The sequence below is a fragment of the Cupriavidus sp. 22TCCZM04-2 genome, from assembly GCF_057798895.1.
Map to the genome: position 1 here is coordinate 156,466 of NZ_JBYOJS010000015.1, position 25,012 is coordinate 181,477.

Sequence of the window (25,012 nt, forward strand, 5' to 3'; positions counted from 1 at the left end):
ATGAACGTATTCCTCAACCATATCGACGGTGAATGGACGGCCTGCCAGTCGGGCCGGACCTTCGACAACGTCAACCCGGCCGACACCGGCGATCTCGTGGGCCGCTTCCAGGCATCGTCGGCGGTGGACGCGCGGGCGGCCGTCGCGGCTGCGGCCGCGGCCTTCAACGGCTGGAAGAAGACCCCGGTCGGCAAGCGCGCTGCGGTCCTGAACCGCGCCGCCGACCATCTCGAAGCCAACGCCGACAGCATCGCGGCCGAGCTGACCCGCGAAGAGGGCAAGGCCCTGGCGCTGGCGCGCGACGAAGTCCTGCGCTCGGCCCAGACGCTGCGCTTCTACGCCGTGGAAGGGCAGACCTTCACCGGCGAAGTGTTTCCCAACGATGACCCCGAGCAGCTGGTCTACAGTCAGCGCGAGCCGCTCGGCGTGGTAACGGTGATCGCGCCGTGGAACTTCCCGGTGTCGATCCCGGCCCGCAAGATCGCGCCTGCACTCGTGACCGGCAATACGGTCGTGTTCAAGCCGTCGTCCGAGGCGCCGCTGTCGGGCTACCGGCTGGCCGAGGCGCTGATCAAGGCGGGGCTGCCCAAGGGCGTGCTGAACTTCATCACCGGCAGCGCGGCCGAGATCGGCGCGGCCATTACCGAGGCGCAGCCCGTGCGCGCGATCTCGTTCACCGGCTCGTCGCGCGCCGGCGAGCAGATCCATCGCGCGGTGCCGCTGACGACCCGCACGCAGATGGAGCTCGGCGGCAAGAATCCGCTCATCGTGATGGAGGATGCCGACCTCGACCGCGCGGTCGACCTGACCATCAAGGGCGGCTTCTCGCTGTCCGGGCAGGCATGCACCGGCACCAGCCGCGTGCTGGTGGCCGACTCCATCAGGGCCGCGTACACCGAGCGGCTGCTGGCCAGGGTGGCGACCCTCAAGGTCGGCAGCGGCATGACGGCCGGCATGGACCTGGGCCCGCTGGCTTCGCAGAAGCAGCTCGAAAGCGTGCTGCGCTACATCGACATCGGCAAGTCCGAGGCGACCTTGCTGTGCGGCGGCCAACGGCTGACCGGCGGCGCGTTCGACCACGGCTTCTATGTCGCGCCGACCGTGTTCACGGACGTGACGCAGTCGATGCGGATCGCGCGCGAAGAGATCTTCGGGCCGGTGATCGCCATCCTCGGCTTCAGTGACTACGCCGATGCCATCGCCAAGGCGAATGACACCGAGTACGGGCTGGCAGCGGCCATCGTCACCAGCAACCCGCGCTATATCCACCACTTCGCCACCGACATCGAGGCCGGCACGGTCAAGGTCAACCGCACCACCACCGGCAACCTGGTCAACGCGCCGTTCGGCGGGCTCAAGCGCTCGAGCACGTCGACGTTCCGCGAGTCGGGCCGCACGGGGCTGGAGTTCTATACGCAGATCAAGACGGTCTACCGGGGCGCCTGAGCCCGCCGTCGCAAGGAGTCAGACATGAAGAAAGCCATCAAGCTGGAACTGCGCGAGGCGCGCCACATGGTCGCCGCGGCCATCCGCCGCTCGGAGGAAATCGGCGTGCTCGAGTCGATCTGCGTGGTCGACGAGGGCGGCTATCCGCTCGTGCTGGAGCGCATGGACGGCGCCCGCATCACCGGGCCGCAGATCGCCTGGAACAAGGCCTTCACGGCCGCCGGGCATAAGCGCTCCACCCATCTGTTCACCACGCCGCCCAACGGGCCGGCGCTGCCGGGCAACGAGGCGTTCGGCATCCAGTGGAGCTTCGAAGGCAAGTTCGCCGCGTTCGTGGGCGGCTTCCCGATCGTGGTCAACGACGAGGTGATCGGCGGCATCGGCCTGTCCGGCGGCAACGGCGAGCAGGACACGCAGGCCGGCGTCGCGGCGCTGCAGGCGCTGGCCGAGCTGCTGGCACCGCAGGAACTGAAGGTGCTGGTGCAGGCCGATATCAAGAAGTAAGCGCAACAAGCAAGCGCATTCCGGCGCCACGCCACCCATCACCCTTGCGCGGAGGTTCCATGTCGTACCGCATACAGATCGCCGAGACGCAGCAGGTCTTCTTTGTCGAACGTGGCGAAACGCTGCTGCAGGCCGCCGGGCGTGCGAGCATTGCCCTGCCGCACGACTGCCAGCTCGGGGGGTGCGGCACCTGCCGCATCCGGCTGCTCGACGGGCAGGTGCGCTATGACGAGGAGCCGTTCGGCCTGGCGCAGGACGAGGCCGCTTCCGGCTACGCGCTGGCCTGCCAGGCGCAGCCGCTGGGCGACCTGGTCATCAGCACCGCGCGCGAAGAGGAGGCCTGTGCCGAGCCGGCCCGGCACCGTGCGGTGGTGCGCGGCGTGCGGCCGTTGTCGGCAGACGTGCTGCATGTCGAGCTGGAGTTGCCGGAGGCCGGCGCGCTCGACTATCGCCCCGGCCAGTACCTGAAGCTGGTCACCGGCGATGGGCTCGCGCGCAGCTTTTCGATGGCCTCGGTGCCGAGCGCGGGGCGGGTCGACCTGCATGTCCGCCGCATCCCGGGCGGCACCTTCACCGATGGCGTGCTGCCGCGGCTGAAGGCCGGTGACGGCCTGGATGTCGAACTGCCGCTCGGCTCCTTTTTCTATCGGGCCCGGGATTACCGGCCCTTGCTGATGGTGGCCACCGGCACCGGGCTGGCGCCGATCAAGGCGATCCTCGAATCGCTGATGGACGATCCCGACTGCCCGCCCGTGTCGCTGTACTGGGGCATGCGCCAGCCAGATGACCTGTACCTGCACGCCGACATCCCGGCCTGGGGCGAGCGGCTGTACGACTTCCAGTACGTGCCGGTGCTGTCCCGCGCCGGCGATGGCTGGCAGGGACGGCGCGGCTACGTGCACGACGCGGCGCTGGCCGACCTGGGCGATCTCAGCGAGCATGCCATCTACCTGTGCGGATCGCCGAACATGATCCGTGACGCGCGCGCCGCATTCCTCGCGCGCGGTGCCAGTCCGGACCATCTCTACGCGGACAGTTTCACGTTCCAGCGCGATTGATAAGACATGGCGGTATACAGCCGGAGGCTTGGTATACAATGGCGGCCAAACCGTCCGTTTCCACTTCCGCCAATCCATGGCCAATACATCGCCCACTGCCTCGACTGCTCAGACTGCCGAGCCGCTCAGCCTAGGTGCCAGCCATTCGCCACTGTTCGCGCTTGTCACCGACAAGCTGCGTGAAGGCATCCTGAACGGCCAGTACGCGCCGGGCGAACGGCTGGTGGAAAACCGGCTGTCGGCCGAACTGGGCGTGTCGCGCATTCCGGTGCGCGAGGCCTTGCGCGCCCTGGCCAGCGAAGGGCTGGTGCTGATCGAGCCGCGCCGCGGCGCGTCGGTCGCGAGCCTGTCGCCGGTGATCGCGCGCGAGATGGTGGAAGTCCGTGCCACGCTCGAAGGCCTCAACGCCAAGCTGGCAGCGCAGCGCCGCGACCCGGCACTGATTGCCGAACTCGAGGCGGTGTTGCGCAACGGCATGGATGCCGCCGCGCAGGGCCGCACGGAAGAGTTGCTCGCGCTCAACAGCCGTTTCCACGAAGTGCTCGGCACCATCGCGGCCAACAGCGTGCTGCAGGAAATGATGCGCTCGCTGCGCGAACGCACCGCCGTGCTGTTCGGGCCGGCAAACGTGGTGCGCGCGCGCCAGAACTGGGACGAGCACGCCCAGATCCTGCAGGCCGTCATCGCTGGGGATGCCGATCTCGCCGCCTTGCTGGCGGCACGCCATGTCCATAGTGCCGCCAAGGCGGCCGAACTGCCGCTCGAAGGGCAGGGCGGGGCCCAAAGCCAGGCCGCCTGAGGCGCGTCCTCCGCCAGCGGCCACCGCTCTCGCCGTCTTCCGCGATACATTTTCCGTCCCTCCCCCCCTCCCGCCCGCGGCGCGCAAAAGCCGGCGCATGCCGCCAACGTTGCCGGTCCGTTCGGGACCCGGAGATCCGACTATATTGAATTGCGCCTCCGCGTCCTGATGGGTGCAGTCCCATTGCCAGGGCGGTTTTGCATGCCCGGTAACAGTGCATTGCGCACCGCGTTATGGCGCACCGCACCAATTTTGTGTATACTGTAGTCAATTAGATTCAATTGGGATTTACCATGAAGTCGCCCGAGCAACGTTATCTATCGCAACCCGTCGGTCAGCAACTGCTGCGTTACTACGCGGCGCGCGACGCGGTCCGGCATGCGACGCCGCTGGTGCCTTTGCATCTTCGCGATATCGGCCGTTTTTTCCGCGCGCTGGTCGGGCACTCGCCCCGCCACAATCACTGCTGATCGGGTCACCCTGGGCTGATCGAGTCGGCTGCCCCAGTCGCTGCGGAGCAGCCGCTAACCTCTCCGGCAGGTGTTCTTCCTGCCGACTTCCTTCCCCTCGAAGATATCCTGCTCGCTGACGACGCGACACGGCAGTGTCACGCTCGTCCATAATCTCTTGCTGTTCCGGCGATATTGAATATAGTATACCGAAACACAAATAGCAGTCCCTCCGTAGTCTCTCCCAACGCCCCCACCGTGCATCGCCCGCACGGATAACGACACAGGAGTCGACGTGAACCTGCCTCACCGGAGCCCCGCCGGCCCTGCGCCGTTGTGGAAGATGGCGCAATGGCTAGCCGCCGGGGAAGTCTCGGCGGTGGAACTGGTGGACGCCTGCGAGGCCGCCTGGCATGCGTGGCATGGGACCATCAACGCGCTGGTGCTGACGGATTTCGACGCTGCCCGCGCCGCCGCGCAGGAAAGCGACCGACGCCGCCGCGCCGGCGAGGTTCGGGGCGTTCTCGACGGCATTCCGTTCTCGATCAAGGAATCGTTCGACGTTGCCGGCTGGCCGACTACCTGTGGCAACCCGGCCTTGCGCGGCCATGTGGCGCGGCGCGATGCCGTGGTCGTACAGCGCCTGCGCGACGCCGGCGCCGTGCTGCTCGGCAAGACCAACGTCCCGCTCGGCCTGCGCGACTGGCAGAGCTACAACGACATCTACGGCACCACACGCAACCCGCATGATCCGTCGCGCACGCCGGGCGGCTCATCGGGCGGCAGCGCGGCGGCGGTGTGCGCGGGGTTGTCGGCCTTCGATGTCGGGTCGGATATCGGCTCCTCGCTGCGCAATCCGGCCCACTACTGCGGAGTATTTTCTCTCAAGCCCAGCCATGGCCTGGTGCCGCTGGATGGCCACGGCACGGGCCCGGCGCGCTTTGGCGAGCAGGACATCAACGTGGCTGGTCCGCTGGCCCGCAGTGCGCATGACCTCGATCCCGTGTTGCGCGCCATCGCAGGCCCGCACGGCGATCTGGCGTCCGCATACCGGCTTGTACTGCCCACCTGTGCGCACCGCCGGCTGGCCGATTTCCGCATTGCCGTGCTGCCCACCCATCCGCAGGCAGATGCCGACGGCGAGGTCGCCGCGCAGATCACGCAGCTTGGCCACTGGCTGGCGCGGGAGGGCGCGCGCGTGGACTGGCACGCCCGGCCGGATTTCGATGCCGCCGAGTTGTGGCATGCCTATGTGACGCTGCTGCGCGCGACCACCGCGGTCCACATGGATGACGCGGCCTATGCCGATGCGCTTCGCCATGCCGCCGATATTCCCGTGGGCGAGGCTTCCTACGCGGCGCTCCAATACACGGGCGCGACGCTGAGCCATCGCGACTGGCTGCGCCTGCAGGCGGCACGCGAACGTTTCGCGGCCGCGTGGCGCCACTTCTTCACCGACCATGACGTGCTGCTGTGCCCGGCCGCGACAACGACCGCGTTCGCGCTCGATGAAGCGGGCGAACCATGGACCCGCACGCTCACCGTCAACGGCGATGCGCAGCCCATGACCACGCAACTGTTCTGGGCCGGCCATTCCGGGTTGTGCGGACTGCCTTCCGCGGTCGCGCCGATCGGGCCGGGGCCGAGCGGCTTGCCGGTCGGCGTGCAGATCGTCGCCAGCCGCTACCAGGATCTCACCGCCTTGCGTTTCGCGGCCCTGCTCGAAGAGGCTGGCTACGCTTTCCGGCCCCCGCCGCAGCCCTCCATGTTGCAGGCGAACCCCCACCACTAAAGCAGACCTACACCACAGGGAGCGATCATGTTTGACTGGTTCCGCGATTTGTCGCGCATGGAGCGCAAGGGCTTCTATGGCGCTTTCCTCGGGCATGCGGTCGACGTGTTCGACTTCATGATCTATTCGTTCCTCATCTCCACGCTGCTGGGTCAGTGGGGCATGAGCAAGTCGACCGCCGGCGCCATTGTCACGTGGACGCTGGTGTCGTCGCTGGTGGGCGCCATCGGGGCCGGCATCCTGGCCGACCGCTATGGCCGCGTGCGGGTGCTGCGCTGGACCATCATCGTGTTCGCCATTGCCTGCTTCCTGTGCGGGCTGGCGCAGTCGCCGGAGCAGCTGATGCTGTTCCGCATGATTCAGGGACTGGGCTTCGGCGGCGAGTCGTCGCTGTGCATGGTGCTGGTGACGGAGATGATCCGCAACCCGGCGCACCGGGGCAAATACTCGGGCTTCACCGCCAGCAGCTATTCCTTTGGCTGGGGCGCGGCGGCCATCGTCTACGCGCTCACCTTCAGCGTGCTGCCGGCGGAGACCGCCTGGCGCGTCTGCTTCTTCCTCGGCATCCTGCCGGCACTGGTGGTGATCTACCTGCGCCGCAATCTCGAGGAGCCCGAGGTCTTCCTGAAGACCCGCGCCGCCGGCCGGCAGCAGACGGCACTGGGCGGGCTGGGCCGGCTGTTCCGCGGGCCGCTGCTGTCCAGGACGGTGCTGTGCAGCCTGCTGTCGGGCGGGATGCTGGGCGCGTACTATGCCATCGCCACCTGGCTGCCGACCTTCCTCAAGACCGAGCGCGGCCTGTCGGTATTCGGCACCAGTTCCTACCTGGCCGTGACGATTGTCGGGTCCCTGATCGGCTATGTTGCGGGCGCCTATGCCACCGACCGCTGGGGCCGGCGGCTGACCTACATCGTGTTCGCGGCAGGGGCCTTCGTGGCGGCGCTGGTCTACATGGTGATCCCGGTGTCGAACACGTCGATGCTGTTCCTCGGCTTCCCGCTAGGGATCCTGATGCAGGGCGTGTTCGCGGGGATCGGCGCGACGATCTCGGAGTCCTTTCCCAACGATATCCGCGCGACGGGTTACGGCGTGTCATACAACGCCGGGCGCGTGATCGGCTCGCTGTTCCCGCTGTCGGTGGGATGGCTCAGTTCAGGCCGCACTTCGTTGCCGATCGCGATCGCGATTGTCGCCGGCGTGGGCTATGCGATGGTGGTGGTGGCTGCGATGCTGTTGCCTGAAACCACCGGCATGGACCTCGGGCAGGCCGGTGGCGGCGAGGAACCCGAAGCGGCGCCGCTGGCGCAGCCCGCGGGGAGCGCGGCCTGAAGTCGTGCGTGCGAGGGATGGTGAGCGGTGCTCAGCCAAACTGGCTGACGAGCGCCGGCACCATCAGGCTCGCGCCGATGCCCATCAGCACGCCGAACGCGATGCGCCGCGTGGTGGTCGCGGAGAACGGCGGCGGAAAGCGGCGTCCCAGCAGCGTGGCGAGCACCACCACCGGCACGCCGATCGCGGCTTGCAGCCACACCTGCGCGTCAAGCTGGCCTTGCCACGCCGAGAAGAGGGTGCGCACGCTGGAGGTCACGGTAAAGACCAGGATCAGCGCGCAGCGGATCTCCACCGGCTTCATGGGCTGGCGGTAGAACTGGAAAATCAGCGGCGGCCCGGACACGCCGAACATGCCGCTCAGCAGGCCGCCGAAGATGCCGCTGACAAGAAAACTGCCATCGCCCGAGCGCCGCGCCAGCGGCTCGGGCCGCAGCGCCGAACTCAGGCCGCCATACAGGATCACCGCGCCCAGCAGTATCTGGAGCAGCGTGGCCGCGGTGCTGCTGAGGTAGTCGAGCAGCATCACGCCTGCGACCACCGACGGAAGGATACCGATGGCCGCGGCAAGCACCGCGCGCCGGTCGATATGCTGCATCTTGCCAGGCAGCGCGCATGCGCTGTTGGCCAGTGTCACCAGGCTGACCACGGCCGCGACCGTCGCCACCGGAGCCAGGCCCAGTCCGCTCGTGGCGCCCATCACGATCATGCCCAGGCCAAAGCCTGTCACGGTCTGAAAATACGTTCCCGCGCCGAGCAGCGCCTGCAGGCCCAGCACGGGTATCAACCATTCCGGCTTCATGCTGCGGCCTGTTCTCCGGAAGTTGCCTGCTGCGCCGAAGCGGCCTGCGCCTGCACCACCGTGACAGCGATGACATGGAAGACATCTTCCTCGCTGCAACCGCGAGACAGATCGTTGGCGGGCTTCCTGAGCCCCTGCAGCATCGGGCCGATGGCCTTGGCGCCGCCGAGGCGCTCGGCGAGCTTGTAGCCGATATTGCCGGCTTCAAGATTGGGGAAGACCAGCACATTGGCGTGGCCGCCCACTTGCGAATGTGGAATCTTGCGCTCGGCAATCTCCGCGACGATCGCGGCGTCGAGCTGGACATCGCCATCGATGGCCAGGCCGGGGCGCTGCGCGCGCACGCGCTCCGTGGCCGCGACCACCTTGTCGACGGCCGCGTGCTTCGCGCTGCCGCAGGTCGAGAACGACAGCATCGCCACGCGCGGCTCCTCGTTCAGCAGCGAACGTGCGCTGTCGGAGGCGGCGATGGCGATCTCCGACAGTTCCTCGGCATCGGGGTTCACCACCAGTCCGCAGTCTGAGAAGATCAGTCCGCCCTTGAGCGCGTGGAACGGCTCGCACAGCATCATCAGGAAAAAGCTCGACACCAGGCGGAAGCCGGGCGCCAGACCGATCAGCTGGATCGCCTGGCGCACCACGTCGGCGGTAGTGTGGACCGCGCCGGCCACCGAACCATCGGCATGGCCCTGCCGCACCATCAGGTTGGCGAAGCAAAGCGGATCGAGCACCGCCTGTCGGGCCTGGTCCAGCGTCATGCCCTTCTTTTGGCGCATGGCATAGAGCGCCTGCGCGAAGGAGGGCGCCAGTGCCGAAGCGGCCGGGTCGACGATGTTCATCCCGTCCAGGACGATCCCATGCTCTTGCGCGGCGGCGCTGATCCGCTCCGGGTTGCCCACCAGGATGACCTGCGCGATGCCCTCGCGCGTTGCACGCTCCGCCGCCTGCAGGATGCGCGGGTCTTCTGCCTCGCACAGGACGATGCGGCGGGGCGCGGCGCGTGCGCGGTCGATGATGCGGAGGATGGGCTTCATGTCGGGTTTGGCTCGGTAGGACTGAAAAAAGGGCCAGCGCTTCACGCTATGCCCTTGGTGTTCTCCCCTCTCCCGCTAGCGGGAGAGGGCGCACCCGAGCGCCAGCGAACGGGTGCAGCTTCGATCAGACGTAGTCCTTGTACTTGTCCAGGTAGCGCACCGGCTTGGCCAGCGCATCGCGGCGGAACGGGTCGCCGAGTTCACGCGTGCACAGGACTTCGATGATCGTGGTCTTGCCATGATTCATCTGCAGGTCGATGGCGCGCTTGAGCGCGGGGCCCACGTCTTCCAGGCGGTCCACCACGATGCCTTCGGCGCCCATTGCCTTGGCGATTTCGGCAAAGCTCTGGTTGTCGAGCTCGCCCGCGACGAAGCGGCGGTTGTAGAAGTCCACCTGGTTCTTCTTCTCCGCGCCCCACTGGCGGTTGTGGAAGACCACGGCCGTCACCGGGATGTTGTGGCGCACGCAGGTCATGGTTTCCATCAGGCTCATGCCCCAGGCGCCGTCACCGGCGTACGAGACGGCCGGGCGGTGCGGCGCGGCGACCTTGGCGCCGATGATGGTCGGGAACGCGTAGCCGCAGTTGCCCCAGCTCATCGCCGCGAAGAAGCTGCGCGGCTTCTCGAAGCGCAGGTAGCTGTTGGCGACCGAGTTGATGTTGCCGATGTCGGTCGACACCATCACGTCCGCCGGCATGGCCTTCTCCAGCTCGCGCAGGACCTGGCGCGGATGCAGGTACGTGCCGCCGTTGAAGGTGCGCTCGTTCTTCTGCTCCTCGATCATGTCCAGGCTGTACGGGTCGCGCTCATGCGTCCATTCGTCCAGTTCCTTTTCCCATGCGGCCTTTTCGCTGGCGATTTCCGTGGCGCGGGCGTCGCGGGTGCTGTCGCAGGCGAGCGTGCGGCCGGCCAGGCGCTGCGACAGCGCGATGGCGGCGGCCTTGGCGTCGCCGCAGATGCCGACGGAGATCTTCTTCACCAGGCCCAGCATCTTGTGGTCGGCATCGATCTGGATGATCTTGGCGTTCTTCGGCCAGTAGTCCATGCCGTGCTGCGGCAGCGTGCCGAACGGCCCCAGGCGCGAGCCCAGCGCGATCACCACGTCGGCGCGCGAGATCAGCTTCATCGCAGCCTTCGAGCCCTGGTAGCCCAGCGGGCCGCACCACAGCGGGTGGCTGGCGGGGAAGGAGTCGTTGTGCAGGTAGCTGTTGACCACCGGCGCGCCCAGGCGCTCGGCCAGTGCCTTGCATTCCTCGATCGCATCGGCCATCACCACGCCGCCGCCGGAGATGATCACCGGGAACTTGGCCTGCGCCAGCAGTTCGGCCGCTTCGTTCAGGCTCTGCTCGCCGCCGGGACCGCGATCGAGGTTCTGCGGCTTCGGAATCTCGGCGGTGATCTTGCCGTAGAAGTGGTCGCGCGGAATGTTCAGCTGCGTCGGGCCCATTTCGGCCTTGGCGCGGTCAAAGCAGCGCGCCGTGAACTCGGCCATGCGGGCCGGGTTGGTGACGTGGCCCTGGTACTTGGTGAACTCCTGGAACATCGGCAGCTGGTTGGCCTCCTGGAACCCACCCAGGCCAATGCCCATGGTGCCGGCTTCGGGCGTGACGATCACCACGGGGCTGTGCGCCCAGTACGCAGCGGCAATCGACGTCACGCAGTTCGAGATGCCAGGACCATTCTGGCCGATCACCACGCCGTGGCGACCCGACACCCGGGCAAAACCGTCGGCCATGTGGCCCGCACCCTGTTCATGCACCACCGGGATCAGGCGGATGCCGGCCGGGGCGAAGATGTCCATCGCATCCATGAAGGCGGAGCCCATGATGCCGAACATATCGGTGACGCCGTTGGCCACCATGGTTTCCACAAACGCCTCGGACGGCGTCATGGTCTGGGGGCCGGCCGGCACCTGGGTCTCGGTAGCCGAGCCACCAGAAACTGCGGGGTGCGAGGTCGTGTCGAGGTCGCGCATGGGTGTCTCCTGTGTGACTTAATAAAGTGGAACTATTCGTTCCGGAAAATTGTTGTTGGGGGAAATGTAGGCGCTGGATCGTCCCCGGTCAATAGAAAGTTTTATTTTTTGGAATTTACCGAGCAAAAAAACGAGACTAGTTCATCAAAAAGTGTCTTATGAGTATTAAAATGCCGATATCTCCAACGGCGGGGCGTTCCGGAACCGGAATGTCCGGACAAAGCCCGTTCCCTCCCGGCCTTCCTATATACTTTCAGTGTGCTAACAAACTGGTGAGTGATATGGCTCCAAGAACAAAGCGCGGTGCAGCCGTGGATGACAGTGCGGCGGTGCCGGCGATCGGGGCGGAGAGTGACCCTGCCAAGGACCTGTTATGGGCGCGGCCGGGTTTCCTGGTGCGGCGCCTGCACCAGATCCACGTCGCGATGTTCTTCGAGGAATGCAAGTCGCCCAACATCACGCCGGTGCAGTACGCGATCCTGACGGTGTTGTCGGTGTTGCCCGGACTGGACCAGACCTCGCTGGGCCAGGAGGTGGGGCTGGACCGCACGACCACGGCGGACGTAGTCCGGCGGCTGGAGGAGCGCGGTCTGGTCGAGCGCCGCGACAATCCGGCGGATCGCCGCACGCGCCATGTCTACCTGACCAAGGAGGGCAAGAGTGTGGTGACGGCACTGCGCGCCGACATGGCGCGCGCGCAGGAGCGCATGCTGGCGCCGCTGAAGCCGGCGCAGCGCGAAGTGTTCATGGAACTGCTGGCCACGCTGGTGGAGGCGAACAACCAGTACAGCCGGACGGTGTTGAGGAGTATGTAGGGCGACGGCGGGGTGGCAGCAAAACGACAAGGCGGGCGCCAGGCCCGCCTTGTATTTCTGGGGAGATGCCTCAGACGGGATACACCAGATCGTTCGCGATGATCGTCGTGTCGTAGATCACCTGGCGTTCGCGCAGCAACAACCGGCCTCCCGTACGCTCGAAGCGATCGTGGTAGGTGCCGGCCATATGCATGGTGGTCGGCCCCTCCACCAGCGTCTGCAGCAGCAGGAAATTGGCCTGCGCGATGATGTCGCCATCCGCCGTCTCGTCGATCACGCGCGTGTTGGTCACGAGGTGCAGGTTGTAGCGCGGCGCGAACATCTGCGTATTGGCAATGGCCGCGGCGCGGTCCCGCATCATGCCGATACCCTCGGCATAAACAAGACCGACCGGCAGATTCAGTTCGGCATTTTCGCGTGCTGTGATGCGGTAGAGCGCATCGTCGGTGAAGAACCGCGGCCACTGCTCGACCAGCCCAGCGTCGAGCACCGCGCAGTATTCCGCATGGAAGTTTTCGATCTCCAGGCGCAGTTCGATGGCGCGCGCGGTGCCCAGCGTGCTTTCGCGATAGACGGCGTAGTGCATCGGTTTCATCGTTCAGAACCCCATCACGCTGCGGTAGTACTGGTACATGGCGCGGATCGCCGATTCCGAGATCAGCGAATTCGACGTGCCCACGTGGTTGGCATCGAGCTTGAGCACATTGACGTCGGTGGTCGAGCGGCGCACGCCTTCCTGCACGAACTTCATGGCCTCGTTGTCTTCCAGGCCGAGGAAGCCGGCCGGCCCCATCAGGTTGCCCTGGCGCAGGCGGTGCTGGGTCATTTCCTCGGTGTCGTCCTCATAGCCGAACATGGTCCACAGCATCAGCATGCTGTCGGGGCCGTTGGGAACGATGTGGCGCACGCCCAGCGTATTCATCTCGCGCTGCACGATCAGGTTCGGCCAGATGGTCTGCATGGTGACGGACCAAGGGGAGTCGAATTCCTTCACGTACTCCAGGAAGCGCTCGTCCTCCAGGCGCATGCCTTCGTGGTACGAGCGCATTTCCTTCTTGTTCTCGTCGCTGACGGCCGCGTACTTGTCTTCCTTCTTGGCCGACGCCATGGTGCCATGGCGGCCGTGCACGGGGTCGGCGATCATGGCCGATTCATTGCCCGCCACCAGCAGGCCGAACACCACCAGGAACGAATGCAGCAGCGTAGCGTGGTACGGGTCCTTCAGGTTCTCGTGGTACATCTTCCAGTTGCACGGCAGCTCGTTCTTGTAATAGCCGAGCACCTTGAGCGGCTTGCCGTTGAATACCACGTCGAAGTCCTTGAGGATCTCCGGCGTCATGTATGCCTCCAGGCTTTCCATGTCCTCCGCGTACGAGGCAAAGATCACGCCGTTGCGCGTGGCCACGTTCAGCTTCACCAGCCCGTGGTCTTCATTGCGGAAGTCCTTCGGCATGCCGCCCGCGCGATTCACGCCGCGCTTGAACGGCACGCCCTGCAGGTTGCCCTTGAGGTCATAGGACCACTGGTGATAGGGGCAGACGAATTCCTTGGTGTTGCCCTGGCTGTGGCGGCAGAACTCCGCGCCGCGATGGGCGCAGCGGTTCTCGAAGACATTGATCGAACCATCTTCCGCGCGCGACACCACCACGGGCGTGGCGCCGACGTAGGAGCGCTTGAAGTCGCCCGATTTCGGGATCTCCGCTTCCAGCGCAACATAATTCCACGAGCGGCCGCGGAAGATCTTGTCGAGCTCGAGATCGTAGACCGGCTGGCTCGTGTACACCCAGTCCGGGATAAAGTGCAGGCCGTCTTCGGGCCAGCGGCAGTCGGCCAGGCCGGTGTCCTTGCGTCCCAGCTTGTGCTGGATCACCGCTTGCGTCTGGTACATGGGGCGTTCCTTTCAGTGTGAGGTGAGGCTGGCGGTGCGGCCCGGTGCTTGCACCTGCACGTCGCGCACGAGCTGGCGCAGCGGCAGGCCGGCATCGCACAGGCGGGCCATGTGTTCTTCGACGGGCACGCCGAACAGTGCGCGCAACTGGCGCAGGTCGCCGCCGGCGTTGACGGCGATTGCGTGGCGCAAGCGGCCGTGCAGCGTGCCAAGCAGCATGAACTTCGGGTTTGCCGCGTCGCCGCGCGGGCGTTCGCGCCACGTATAGCGGATGCCGGCGTGGGCGGCGCCAAGCATCTGCACATTGCAGCCGAACTGGTCGGTCCAGAACCACGGCGTGGCGGCCGGTGCGGCCTGCAGGCCGAGCATCGACGTGGCGGCAATGCGGGCCTGTTCGTTGGCGGACTGCCAGGATTCCATGCGCATCTCCGTGCCGAACAATGGCTGGAACTGGCTCGCGCAATCGCCGGCGGCGTAGATGTTCGGTGCGCTGGTGCGACCCTGTTCGTCGATGCGGATGCCGCCATTGCCCGCATGCAGCGCCAGCCCGGCGCTGATGGCAAGGTCGGTGTTCGGCGTCAGGCCAATGGCTACGACGAGCGCCGGCACCCGCCAGGTGGTGCCATCGGCCAGCCGTACCCGCACGCCTTGTGGCTGCGGTTCGATTGCGGCGATCTGGCAGCCAAGCCTGAGGTCCACGCCGCGTGCGCGGATGCGCTGCGCGAGCCAGTCTCCCAGCTCCGCCGGGACGGCGCGGCCTAGCAGCCGGTCGGCGCTTTCCAGCACCGTGACCTTGAGGCCGAGGTCCACCGCGGTCGACGCCGTTTCCAGGCCGAGGAAGCCGCCGCCGATCACCAGGATCTCGTCGGCGCGCTGCATGGCCTCGCGCAGGGCACCAGCGTCGTCCAGCGTGCGCAGGTAGTGCACACCGGGCGTGCCGGGCGGCAGCGCCGGCAGCGTGCGCGCGCTGCCGCCCGTGGCGAGCAGGCAGGTGCCGAAGCGGATCTCGCTACCGTCCGCGCAGGCGGCGACGCCGCGCGCGGGGTCGATCGCGGTCACCGTGGTGTCGAGACGCAGGTCGATATCGCCTTCGGCGTAAAAGCCCGCGGGATGCACGCCGATCTGGCCTTGCTGGCTGGCATCGGCCAGCACCGCCTTGGACAGCGGCGGCCGTTCGTACGGCGCGTGCCGTTCGCCGCCGACCATGACGATGCGCTCCGCGTGCCCGAGCTTGCGCAACTCGGCCGCTGCCATTGCGCCGGCCTGCCCGGCACCGACGATCAGGATGGAAGCTTGCGGGGACATGCGCGGGTCCGTCACAGCTCGACCCAGACCCGGCTGTCTTCGAACTTGACCGGGTAGGTGCGGATATCGGTGGCGGCCGGCGCGCACATGGCCTTGCCGGTACGGATGTCGAAGCGGGCCTGGTGCAGCGGGCATTCGATGCAGCCGTCTTCCAGGTAGCCGTCGGACAGCAGGGCGTACTGGTGCGTGCAGACGTTGTCGGTGACGAAGTACTCGTCGTCGCTGCGAAAAACAGCCAGCTGGCGCTCGCCCAGTGTGAGCGGCATCACTTCATCGTTCTGCAGCGTGCCGGCGTCGTTGATTTCAATCCATGCCATGAAGCTCTCCGTTGCTAATCTGTCAGTACACTGACTATAACGATCAGTGTACTGATGTTATTTGAACGAACTATCCTCGTTAACCCTGTCCGGAACCGGCGGCACCGGGCCGTGCCCCACCAGTCACCGCGGCGACGGGCCGCGATACAGGGCGAACGCGCCAGCGGGCCTCGATCTCGCCCATGATGCCGCGCCGGAACGTGAGCACGCAGACCACGAAGATCAGCCCCGTGACCATGCTGACGGACTCGCCGAGCGCGTCGAACCACGAGATGCCCGTCAGCGCCGCCAGCGCCGTGCCGGCATCGCCGAGCTTGTTCTCCAGCGCGACGATGACGAGTGCGCCCAGGATCGGTCCGGACAGCGTGCCCATGCCGCCCACCAGCGTCATCAGGATCACCGAGCCAGACATCATCCAGTGCACATCGGTCAGCGTGGCAAAGCCGAGCACCAGCGTCTTGAGCGCGCCGGCCAGCCCCGCGAGCGCGGACGAAAGCACGAAGGCCAGCAGCTTGAAGCGGTCCGCGTCATAACCGAGCGAGACCGCGCGCGGCTCGTTCTCCTTGATGGCGCGCAGGATCTGCCCGAATGGCGAGTGGACGATTCGCATGATGCCGAGGAACGCCGCCGCGGTGATGGCCAGCACCAGGTAGTACATGGTCATGTCGGATTCCAGCGAGACCATGCCGAACAGGCTGCCGCGCGGCACCGCCTGCAAGCCGTCCTCGCCGCCGGTGACCGGCGCCTGCAGGCAGAAGAAATAGAACATCTGCGCCAGCGCCAGCGTGATCATGGCGAAGTAGATGCCCTGCCTGCGGATCGCCAGCGCGCCGAATGCCAGGCCCAGCAACGCGCCGAATGCCGTGCCGGACAGCAGGCCGATTTCCGGCGTGACGTGGAGCGCCTTCATTGCATAGCCGCATGCATAGGCCGCACCGCCGAAGAACGCGGCATGGCCGAACGACAGCAGGCCGGTGAAGCCGAGCAGCAGGTTGAAGGCGCAGGCGAACAGCGCGAAGCACAGCAGCTTCATCACCAGCACCGGATAGGCTCCCAGGAACGGGGCCGCCGTCAGGACTACCAGTAGCAGCCCGTAAGCGTACGTAGCGCGGTTGTCGCGTGCCGTCATCATGCTTCCTTTCCAAAGAGACCGGCCGGGCGCACCAGCAGCACGCAGACCATGGCCACGAACACGACCGTGGCCGAGGCCTCGGGGTAGAACACCTTGGTCACGCCCTCGAACACGCCGAGGCCAAGGCCGGTGAAGATCGATCCCAGGATCGAGCCCATGCCGCCGATCACCACCACGGCGAACACCGTGATGATCAGGTTCTGGCCCATCAGTGGCGAAACCTGCATCACCGGCGCCGCGAGCACGCCCGCCAGTGCTGCCAGGCCCACGCCGAACGCGTAGGTCAGCGTGACCAGCAGTGGCACGTTGATGCCGAATGCTTCGACGATGCGCGGGTTTTCGGTGCCGGCCCGAAGGTAGGCGCCAAGCCGGGTCTTCTCGATCACGTACCACGTGGCAAAGCAGACGCCCAGCGAAGCCACCACCACCCAGGCGCGGTAGTTCGGCAGCACCATGAAGCCCAGCCCCGTCACGCCGGTGAGCGCGTCAGGCGTTGGATAGGGCAGGCCCGAGACCCCATAGGCGGAGCGCAGCAAGCCTTCCAGCAGCAGGCAGATGCCGAGCGTCAGCAGCAGCCCGTAGAGATGGTCGAAGCGGTACAGGTGGCGCAGCATGGTGCGTTCGAGCACCACGCCGATGGCCCCGGTCGCCAGCGGCGCCAGCAGCAGCATCAGCCAGTAGCCGATGCCCAGGTAGTTCAGGCCCATCCAGGCCAGCACCGCGCCGAGCATGAAGAGGGCACCGTGGGCAAAGTTGATCACGTTGAGCAGGCCGAAGATCACCGCCAGCCCGAGACTCAGGATCGCGTAGAACGATCCGTTCACCAGCCCCAGCAGCAGCTGGCTGAGCAGCGCCGGCAGGGGTACTCCGAACAATTCCATTGGAAACTCTCCTTACACGCCGAGCAGCGCGTTAAGCGTCGGCATCTTGCGTTCCAGGTCCGAAGACTCGAATGCCTCGACGATGGCGCCGTGCTCCATCACGTAGAAGCGGTCGGCCAGCGGTGCGGCGAAGCGGAAGTTCTGCTCCACCATCACCACGGTGTAGCCGCGCCGGCGCAGCATCGTGATCATCTTCGCCAGCCTCTGCACGATCACCGGCGCCAGCCCTTCCGATATCTCGTCGAGCAGCAGCACGCTGGCGCCGGTGCGCAGGATGCGCGCGACCGCCAGCATCTGCTGTTCCCCGCCCGACATGCGTGTGCCCGGGCTCTTGCGCCGTTCGAGCAGGTTGGGGAACATCTCGTAGATCTCGGCGACCGTCATCGGCTCGCGCAGGCCCACCGCGCCGGGTGCGCGCGCGAACTCGGGCGGCAGCAGCAGGTTCTCCTCGCACGACAGGCTCGAGAAGATCGCGCGCTCCTCCGGGCAATAGCCAAGTCCGAGCGGCGCGATGCGGTGCGTCTTCATGGCGATGGTCTCCTGGCCATGCACGCGCACCGAGCCCTTGCGCTGGCCCACCAGGCCCATGATCGCGCGCAGCGTGGTGGTGCGCCCCGCGCCGTTGCGGCCGAGCAGCGTGACGACCTCGCCGGGGTTCACCGTCAGGTCCACGCCGTGCAGAATGTGCGATTCGCCATACCACGCGTGCAGGTCGCGGATCTCCAGTGCGGGGGTGGTCGCCCGTGTCATGCGGCCTCCGCGCGGACGTGGAGGTCCGCGGCCTCGTCTGTGGTTCCCATATAGGCTTCCTTCACTTGCGGATCGTTCGAGACTTCGTCGTAGCTGCCTTCGGCCAGGATCGCGCCGCGCTGGAGCACGGTGATGCGGTCGACGATCGAGGACACCACGCTCATGTTGTGCTCGACCATCAGCACGGTGCGCCCGGCGGACACACGCTTGATCAGCGCGGTCACCGTCTCCACGTCTTCATGGCCCATGCCCTGCGTGGGCTCGTCCAGCAGCATCAGCTCCGGGTCCATGGCAAGCGTGGTCGCGATCTCCAGCGCGCGCTTGCGGCCATAGGCCAGCTCGGCGGTCGGCAGGTGCGAGAAGCTGGCCAGGCCGACCGCATCGAGAAGTTCCATGGCGCGGCCATCCAGCTGCGACAGGGATTGCTTGCCCCGCCAGAAGTGGTAGGCCGTGCCAAGCTTGCGCTGCAGCGCCACGCGCACGTTCTCCAGCACGCTGAGTTGCGGAAACACCGCCGAGATCTGGAATGACCGGATCACGCCCATGCGCGCGATGTGCGCGGGCCGCAGCGCGGTGATGTCGGTGCCGTTGAAGTGGATGGAGCCGGACGACGGCGCATGAAACTTCGTCAGCAGGTTGAAGCACGTGGTCTTGCCCGCGCCGTTCGGGCCGATCAGCGCATGGATCGACCCGCGGCGCACGCGCAGGCTGACATCGTTCACGGCCGTGAAGCCCTTGAAGCTCTTGCTCAGGCCGCGGGTCTGCAGGATGGCTTCAGCATCGGTCATGGGCGCGCTCACTTCTTCACCAGCGCGCAGTCGCTGGCGGACAGCGGGCGGAACGCCTCATCGCCAGGAATGGTGCCGAGGTACTTCACCAGGTCCCAAGGGCCTTTGGATTCCGCCGGCGTCTTGGCCTGGGCGAGGTACATGTCATGCACCATGCGGCCATCGGCGCGTACCTTGCCGTTGTGGACGAAGGCATCATTGACGGGCAGGGCGCGCATCTTGTCGGCCACGGCGGGGCCGTCGACGGTCTTCGCGGCCTCGACGGCCTTCAGGTAGTGCAGCACGCCGGAATAGACGCCGATCTGCCCGTGCGTCGGGTAGGCCTTGTGGCGCTTGTAGTAGCGCGCGACAAAGTCTTTCGATTTGTCGTCCAGGTCCAGTCGGAACGGATCGACGTAGGTCAGGCCCTGCGCGGTGTTCAGGCCCAGGCTCTTGATGTCGGTGATGAAGGTGGACGGCGTGATCACGGTCTGTCCGGCCTTCACCAGGCCGAACTCGCCGGCGGCTTTCACGCCGTTGATCATGTCGTTGCCCGCATTCGCCAGCACCACGACCTTGGCCTTCGATGCCGATGCGGCAACCACCGGGCTGCTGAAGTCGCTGGCGTTGAGCGGATGCTTGGTGCTGCCCACGTTCTTGCCGCCGCTGACCTCCACGGCCTTGCGGAAATCCGCTTCCAGCGACTGGCCGAAGGCGTAGTCCACGGTGATGTAGTACCAGCTGTTGCGGCCCTGCTCGATCATGCGCTTGACCAGCGGATACGACACCGAGTATGTATCCCACGCCCAATGGAAGCCCGTGGGCGAGCAGTTCTGGTTGGTCAGCGCCATCGCGCCGCCGGTCGAGACAATGTCGATCTTCTGCTTCTGCCGGGCGACCTCCTGCACCGCCAGCGCCGTCGACGAGTTGGGGAAATCGATCACCATGTCGACCCCGTCCGTGTCGAACCAGCGGCGCGCCAGCGAGGATGCGATATCCGCCTTGTTCTGGTGGTCCGCCGACAACACCGTGACCAGCTTGCCGAGCGCCTTGCCGCCGAACTCTTCCACGGCCATCTGCGCGGCAAGCACCGAGCCCTTGCCGGAGAGATCGGCATACGAGCCGGACATATCGGTGATGACGCCGATCTTCACGCCATTGGCATCCGCCCAGGCGGGGGCGGCAGCAGCAAGGCCCAGCAGGGCCGACGACAGGGCAAGCGTGCGGAGGGTGCGAGGTTTGGACATGGGGGCTCCCGGTTGTCTTCGTGGATAGTGAACAGGGTTGCGATGGTTGTAGCCTGCGGTGCCCCGGCGTCATCGCCGTGCCCGGGCACTCGGTCATGAACTCAGTATGCTGAGGATGGGGCGGTAAAGAGGGCGGATCGCTCCGCCCATTGCCATGTTTGTGCGGCTCAGACCGACAGGTCGCGCCCGCGAGTCTCGGGCACGAACAGCATGCCGATCACAAAGGCCGCACCGGCAATGACCACCGGATACCAGAGCCCGTAGTAGACGTCGCCGCTCGACACGTTCATCGCGGTGACGACGAACGACAGCATGCCGCCGACCCAGCCGGCGCCCAGGTGGAAGGGCAGCGACAGCGAGGTGTAGCGCACGCGCGCCGGGAACAGTTCCACCATGAAAGCCGCCATCGGCCCGTACACCATCGCCAGGAACAGGATGGGCACGAGCAGCAGCAGGAAAAGCATCGGCATATTGATGCGCGCGGGATCGGCGCGCTCGGGCCAGCCGGCGGTGATCAGCGCGCGCTTGATGGCATCGCGGTCGAAGCCCTGCAGCGTCCGCGTGCCGATGTGGACCTGGGCCTGCGCCGAATCCGCGGCCGGCACGAAGGTGTAGCCCACGCCAAGGTCGGTCAGGTAGCCCCGGATCTTGTCGCAGTCGGACACCGGATCGCCAAACAACCGGGCCTTGCAGTTGCCAGCGGTCACCTGGATGGTGCCTTGCTGCTGGAAATGCTCTAGTGCCGGGTTGGCGTAGTGCGTCAGGCCCTTGAAGATTGGCTGGATCGTGACGGCGGCCAGCAGGCATGCCGCCATCATGATGTACTTGCGGCCGATGCGGTCCGACAGCCAGCCGAAGAACAGGTAGCACGGCGTGGCGACGACGAGCGCGATGGCGATCAGCATGTGCACGGTTTCGATCGGCACGTGCAGCGTCTTGTTGACGAAGAACATCGTGTAGAAATGACCCGTGCCGAAGATAGCGCCGAGGCCTGCTGCCACGGCAAACAACAGCAGTACGGACTTCAGGTTATGCCATTGCGTGAAGCTCTCGCGGATCGGCGCTTTCGACGTTGCGTTGCTGGCCTTCATGCGCGCGAATACCGGCGACTCATGCAGCTTGCCGCGGATGTACACGGAGATCACCAGCATCACGAACGACACGATGAACGGAATGCGCCAGCCCCACGCGCGGAATTCCGCCTCGGTCAGGAAGGTCTTGAGCAGGTACACGACCAGCAGCGACGACAGCAGCCCGAGCGTCGCCGTGGTCTGCAGCGAACTGGTGTACAGGCCGCGCTTGTGCACCGGTGAATGCTCGGCCACGTATGTCACCGCGCCGCCGACTTCGCCGCCCAGTGCCAGCCCTTGCAGCAGGCGCAGCAGCACCAGCAGCACGGTGGCGGCAATGCCGATCTGCTCGTACGTGGGTAGCACGCCGACGCCGACAGTGGCGATGCCCATCAGCAAAATGGTGACCAGGAAGGTGTACTTGCGCCCGATGATGTCGCCGAGCCGCCCGAACAGTAGCGCGCCGACGGGGCGGATCAGGAAGCCCGCGCCGAACGTCGCCAGGCTCGCAAGAAAGGCGGCGGTTTCATTGCCCTTGGGGAAGAACAGCGCGCCGAAGTACACGGCCAGCGCAGCGTAGATATAAAAGTCATACCACTCCATCAACGCGCCGAAGGAGGAGGCAAGGATGACCTTGCGCTCCTCCGCGGTCATGCCGGAAGCGGAGGCGCGCGCTTCATCGCGGGTCAGGCTCATAGTCATGGCGGGGGTCCTATGGTGAAGCCAGTTGTCTCATTTGTCTTTATTCTTCCCGGTCGTGCAGGCGCATGCCTGCTTCCGGTGCATCAGTCAGTATGCTGATGAGATGCGCAGTGTGCTGAGCAATATGCGGGCCAGGCAACAGAAGCCGGAATCCCTGCAATGCCCTGTTTTTAAGTAGCTGGCTAATATTGTCAGCATACTGAGCATGTGGGGCAGTGTACTGAGCGTGTTGGGTCATCGTTATAGGTGTTAACCCTCCGGAATCGCTGTCTGGACTTTTGCAATTCCGCTGACTAGAATCCGCAATTAGTCAGTGTACTGAACAATCGGCGCGAAACCCCCGCTGCGCCGTTGATGGTGCGCTGCAACCCGTCATCAGGAGCCCCCACAGCATGACAAGAGTGAAGAAGATCGCCCTGGAAGAGCATTTCATGACGCCAGGGTTCCAGGCCTACTCCAAGGCATTCACGCAATATATCGACCCCGCGGTGTTCGCCGACCTGGGCCGCCGCCTTGCCGATTTTGACGATCTCCGTCTCGCGGAGATGGACCGCGCGGGCATCGATATCACCGTGTTGTCGCAGACCGGTCCTGGTGTGCAGGGCGAAGCCAAACCGGAACTTGCCGTGGCGCGCGCAAGGCAGAGCAACGATTTCCTGGCCGAACAGATCGCGCGTCATCCGACGCGCTTTGCGGGCTTTGCCGCGCTTCCCATGCACGATCCCGAACAGGCGGGCAGGGAGCTGGAGCGCGCGGTGCGCGAACTGGGCTTCAAGGGCTCGCTGGTCAATGGCCACACGCACGGCCGCTATTACGACGATCCCGCGTATGACGCGTTCTGGGAGCGGATGCAAGCGCTCGACGTGCCGTTGTACCTGCACCCGACCGATGCCTATGTGAAGCCACAGGTGCTGGCCGGCCATCCGGAACTCGATGGCGCCGCCTGGGGCTGGGGCGTGGAAACGGCATCGCACGCGCTGCGCCTGCTGTTCGGCGGCGTGTTCGACCGCTTCCCGCGGCTCAAGATCATTCTCGGCCATATGGGCGAAGGCCTGCCGTTCCAGCGCTGGCGCTTCGACAGCCGCTTCGCGGTGTACTCGCACGGGGTACGGCTCGCGCGCGCACCGTCGGAGTACATCGGCACCAATATCGTGATCACCACGTCGGGCGTGTGCTCGCACGGCGCGCTGTCCGGTGCCATCGCCGAAATGGGGGCGGAAGCCGTGATGTTCTCCGTCGACTACCCATACGAATCGACCGAGGTCGCGGCGAAGTTCATCGAGGAAGCGCCGCTCGACGACGCGACGCGCGCGCTGGTCTGCCACGGCAACGCCCAACGCCTTCTCAAGCTGTAACCGCTGTCACCGCTGACAGCGCTGACACCGCACTACGCAAGGACACCCATGCAAAAAGTCTTTCGCATCGGCCAGATCGTGCCGAGCTCCAACACCACGATGGAAACCGAGATCCCCGCCATGCTGAGCGCACGGCAGCAGATCCGCCCCGAACGTTTCACCTTCCATTCGAGCCGCATGCGCATGAAGAAGGTGGTCAAGGAAGAACTGGCGGCGATGGATGCCGAGTCTGACCGCTGCGCCGTCGAGCTATCCGACGCGCGCGTGGATGTGCTCGGCTACGCCTGCCTGGTCGCGATCATGGCGATGGGCCATGGTTATCACCGCAAGTCGGAACAGCGCCTGAAAGCCCACACCGTTGAGAACGGTGGCGATGCGCCGGTAATCACGAGTGCCGGCGCGCTGGTCGATGCACTCAAGGTGATCGGCGCGAAGCGCATCGCCGTGGTTGCCCCGTACATGAAGCCGCTGACGGAATTGGTGGTGGATTACATCCGCAACGAAGGCTACGAAGTCGTCGACTACCGCGCGCTGGAGATTCCCGACAACCTCGAAGTGGGCCGCCACGATCCGGCGAAGCTTCCGGCCATCGTCGCGCAGATGAACATTGCCGACGTCGATGCCATCGTGCTGTCCGCCTGCGTGCAGATGCCGTCGCTGCCGGCGGTAGCGAAGGTCGAGGCGATGACCGGCAAGCCGGTGATCACGGCGGCTATCGCCACCACCTATGCGATGCTGCGCGCGCTGGACCTGGAGCCGGTCGTGCCGGGCGCGGGCGCGCTGCTGTCCGGCGCCTACTGAGGGCCGCGCCATGAGCACCTTCCTCTACGGCGGCAACGTCCAGGCCAACGGCATCCGCCAGCACTACCTGCGCTACGGCGGCAACGATGGCGAACGCGCGTCGCGCGACGCCGTGATCATCGTGCCGGGCATCACGAGCCCGGCCATCACGTGGGGCTTCGTCGGCGAGCAGTTCGGCCAGCGCTTCGATACCTATGTGCTGGATGTGCGCGGCCGTGGCTTGTCGGAAGCGAGCGACACGCTGGACTACAGCCTCGATGCGCAAGCTGCCGACGTGATCGCGTTCGCGCAGGCGCTCGGCCTGCAGCGCTATGCCATCGTCGGCCATTCGATGGGCGGGCGCATTGGCGTTCGTGCCGCGCGCCAGCGCCCCGCAGGCATGACGCGGCTGGTGATGGTGGATCCGCCGGTCTCCGGCCCCGGCCGCCGCGCTTATCCCGCGCAGCTGCCGTGGTACATCGATTCCATCCGCCTCGCGCGCGCTGGTGTCGACGCGGAAGGCATGCGCCGCTTCTGTCCGACATGGACGGACGAGCAACTGCGCTTGCGCGCCGAGTGGCTGCACACCTGCGACGAGCGCGCAATCCTAGCGAGCTTCAACGGCTTCCATGAAGACGACATCCACGCCGACCTGCCGCACGTGTCCGTGCCGACGCTGCTGATGCGCGCCGGCCGTGGCGACGTGGTGCGCGACGAAGACGAGCAGGAAATCCGCACGCTGCTGGCGGGCGTGCTGGTGAGCCACGTCGCCGATGCCGGCCACATGATCCCGTGGGACGACGAGGCCGGCTTCT

Annotated in this window: 24 protein-coding genes; 11 read left to right on the forward strand and 13 right to left on the reverse strand. The window is 66.0% G+C overall.

Annotated elements, in window-relative coordinates:
• The 7 genes from AC3FKG_RS21410 (at position 1) to AC3FKG_RS21440 (ending at position 7,377) form a co-directional block, all read left to right on the forward strand.
• Positions 1-1,446: an aldehyde dehydrogenase family protein gene (locus AC3FKG_RS21410; protein ID WP_488744061.1), complete on the forward strand. Its 1,446-nt coding sequence runs from the start codon at positions 1-3 to the stop codon at positions 1,444-1,446.
• A 24-nt stretch (positions 1,447-1,470) separates the two neighbouring features.
• Entirely contained in the window at positions 1,471-1,950 is a 480-nt protein-coding gene (locus AC3FKG_RS21415) for a GlcG/HbpS family heme-binding protein (protein ID WP_488744062.1), read from the forward strand.
• Between the two features lie 59 nt (positions 1,951-2,009).
• Positions 2,010-3,008 (forward strand): 2Fe-2S iron-sulfur cluster-binding protein, encoded by a 999-nt coding sequence (locus AC3FKG_RS21420; protein ID WP_488744063.1) that lies wholly within the window; start codon positions 2,010-2,012, stop codon positions 3,006-3,008.
• A 76-nt stretch (positions 3,009-3,084) separates the two neighbouring features.
• Entirely contained in the window at positions 3,085-3,807 is a 723-nt protein-coding gene (locus AC3FKG_RS21425; RefSeq protein WP_488744064.1) for a GntR family transcriptional regulator, read from the forward strand.
• A gap of 293 nt (positions 3,808-4,100) precedes the next feature.
• Positions 4,101-4,277, forward strand: a complete 177-nt coding sequence (locus AC3FKG_RS21430) for a hypothetical protein (protein WP_483711926.1) — start codon at positions 4,101-4,103, stop codon at positions 4,275-4,277.
• Positions 4,278-4,551: 274 nt separating this feature from the next.
• Positions 4,552-6,048 carry an amidase gene (locus AC3FKG_RS21435; RefSeq protein ID WP_488744065.1) on the forward strand — a complete coding sequence of 499 codons (1,497 nt, stop codon included), beginning with the start codon at positions 4,552-4,554 and terminating at the stop codon, positions 6,046-6,048.
• Positions 6,049-6,075: 27 nt separating this feature from the next.
• Positions 6,076-7,377, forward strand: coding sequence for an MFS transporter (locus AC3FKG_RS21440; RefSeq protein WP_483711925.1), 1,302 nt, complete (start codon positions 6,076-6,078; stop codon positions 7,375-7,377).
• Between the two features lie 31 nt (positions 7,378-7,408).
• On the opposite strand, the gene AC3FKG_RS21445 is transcribed toward AC3FKG_RS21440, so the two are convergent.
• The 3 genes from AC3FKG_RS21445 to xsc form a co-directional block, all read right to left on the reverse strand.
• The gene (locus tag AC3FKG_RS21445; RefSeq protein ID WP_483711924.1) at positions 7,409-8,179 is read right to left on the reverse strand and encodes a sulfite exporter TauE/SafE family protein; all 771 of its coding nucleotides are present in this window, start codon (positions 8,177-8,179) and stop codon (positions 7,409-7,411) included.
• Positions 8,176-9,213: a phosphate acetyltransferase gene (pta, locus tag AC3FKG_RS21450; protein WP_488744066.1), complete on the reverse strand. Its 1,038-nt coding sequence runs from the start codon at positions 9,211-9,213 to the stop codon at positions 8,176-8,178. Before pta ends, AC3FKG_RS21445 begins: the two co-directional genes overlap by 4 nt.
• 124 nt (positions 9,214-9,337) lie before the next feature.
• Entirely contained in the window at positions 9,338-11,104 is a 1,767-nt protein-coding gene (xsc, locus tag AC3FKG_RS21455) for a sulfoacetaldehyde acetyltransferase (RefSeq protein WP_488744076.1), read from the reverse strand.
• A 365-nt stretch (positions 11,105-11,469) separates the two neighbouring features.
• On the opposite strand from xsc, the gene AC3FKG_RS21460 reads away from it, so the two are divergent.
• On the forward strand, positions 11,470-12,003 hold the full coding sequence (locus AC3FKG_RS21460; protein WP_483711922.1) for a MarR family winged helix-turn-helix transcriptional regulator: 534 nt from the start codon (positions 11,470-11,472) through the stop codon (positions 12,001-12,003).
• A gap of 70 nt (positions 12,004-12,073) precedes the next feature.
• Here AC3FKG_RS21460 and AC3FKG_RS21465 read toward each other — a convergent pair whose 3' ends face one another.
• The 10 genes from AC3FKG_RS21465 to AC3FKG_RS21510 all read right to left on the reverse strand — a co-directional run bounded on the left by AC3FKG_RS21465 (position 12,074) and on the right by AC3FKG_RS21510 (position 22,062).
• Positions 12,074-12,589 (reverse strand): aromatic-ring-hydroxylating dioxygenase subunit beta, encoded by a 516-nt coding sequence (locus tag AC3FKG_RS21465; protein WP_483714375.1) that lies wholly within the window; start codon positions 12,587-12,589, stop codon positions 12,074-12,076.
• A 12-nt stretch (positions 12,590-12,601) separates the two neighbouring features.
• Positions 12,602-13,891 carry a Rieske 2Fe-2S domain-containing protein gene (locus AC3FKG_RS21470; protein WP_483711921.1) on the reverse strand — a complete coding sequence of 430 codons (1,290 nt, stop codon included), beginning with the start codon at positions 13,889-13,891 and terminating at the stop codon, positions 12,602-12,604.
• 12 nt (positions 13,892-13,903) lie between these two features.
• On the reverse strand, positions 13,904-15,196 hold the full coding sequence (locus AC3FKG_RS21475; protein ID WP_488744067.1) for an NAD(P)/FAD-dependent oxidoreductase: 1,293 nt from the start codon (positions 15,194-15,196) through the stop codon (positions 13,904-13,906).
• An 11-nt stretch (positions 15,197-15,207) separates the two neighbouring features.
• Complete coding sequence (locus AC3FKG_RS21480; RefSeq protein ID WP_211950792.1) at positions 15,208-15,513, reverse strand: non-heme iron oxygenase ferredoxin subunit; 306 nt, start codon at positions 15,511-15,513, stop codon at positions 15,208-15,210.
• 79 nt (positions 15,514-15,592) lie between these two features.
• The gene (locus tag AC3FKG_RS21485; protein WP_488744077.1) at positions 15,593-16,642 is read right to left on the reverse strand and encodes a branched-chain amino acid ABC transporter permease; all 1,050 of its coding nucleotides are present in this window, start codon (positions 16,640-16,642) and stop codon (positions 15,593-15,595) included.
• Positions 16,642-17,526 carry a branched-chain amino acid ABC transporter permease gene (locus tag AC3FKG_RS21490; RefSeq protein WP_488744068.1) on the reverse strand — a complete coding sequence of 295 codons (885 nt, stop codon included), beginning with the start codon at positions 17,524-17,526 and terminating at the stop codon, positions 16,642-16,644. Before AC3FKG_RS21490 ends, AC3FKG_RS21485 begins: the two co-directional genes overlap by 1 nt.
• A gap of 12 nt (positions 17,527-17,538) precedes the next feature.
• Positions 17,539-18,276 carry an ABC transporter ATP-binding protein gene (locus AC3FKG_RS21495; protein ID WP_483711918.1) on the reverse strand — a complete coding sequence of 246 codons (738 nt, stop codon included), beginning with the start codon at positions 18,274-18,276 and terminating at the stop codon, positions 17,539-17,541.
• Positions 18,273-19,064, reverse strand: a complete 792-nt coding sequence (locus AC3FKG_RS21500; protein ID WP_488744069.1) for an ABC transporter ATP-binding protein — start codon at positions 19,062-19,064, stop codon at positions 18,273-18,275. The genes AC3FKG_RS21495 and AC3FKG_RS21500 overlap by 4 nt, the downstream gene beginning before the upstream one ends.
• An 8-nt stretch (positions 19,065-19,072) precedes the next feature.
• A complete protein-coding gene (locus tag AC3FKG_RS21505; protein ID WP_488744070.1) occupies positions 19,073-20,290 on the reverse strand; it encodes an ABC transporter substrate-binding protein in 1,218 nt (405 codons plus the stop codon).
• Positions 20,291-20,457: 167 nt separating this feature from the next.
• Complete coding sequence (locus AC3FKG_RS21510; protein WP_483711915.1) at positions 20,458-22,062, reverse strand: MFS transporter; 1,605 nt, start codon at positions 22,060-22,062, stop codon at positions 20,458-20,460.
• Positions 22,063-22,454: 392 nt separating this feature from the next.
• Between AC3FKG_RS21510 and AC3FKG_RS21515 the strand changes: the two genes are divergently transcribed.
• From AC3FKG_RS21515 to AC3FKG_RS21525, 3 genes are all read left to right on the forward strand, one after another.
• A complete protein-coding gene (locus tag AC3FKG_RS21515) occupies positions 22,455-23,417 on the forward strand; it encodes an amidohydrolase family protein (protein ID WP_488744071.1) in 963 nt (320 codons plus the stop codon).
• 48 nt (positions 23,418-23,465) lie between these two features.
• Positions 23,466-24,218 carry a maleate cis-trans isomerase family protein gene (locus tag AC3FKG_RS21520; protein WP_483710783.1) on the forward strand — a complete coding sequence of 251 codons (753 nt, stop codon included), beginning with the start codon at positions 23,466-23,468 and terminating at the stop codon, positions 24,216-24,218.
• Between the two features lie 10 nt (positions 24,219-24,228).
• The coding region (locus tag AC3FKG_RS21525; RefSeq protein ID WP_488744072.1) for an alpha/beta fold hydrolase at positions 24,229-25,012 on the forward strand (784 nt) is incomplete at its 3' end.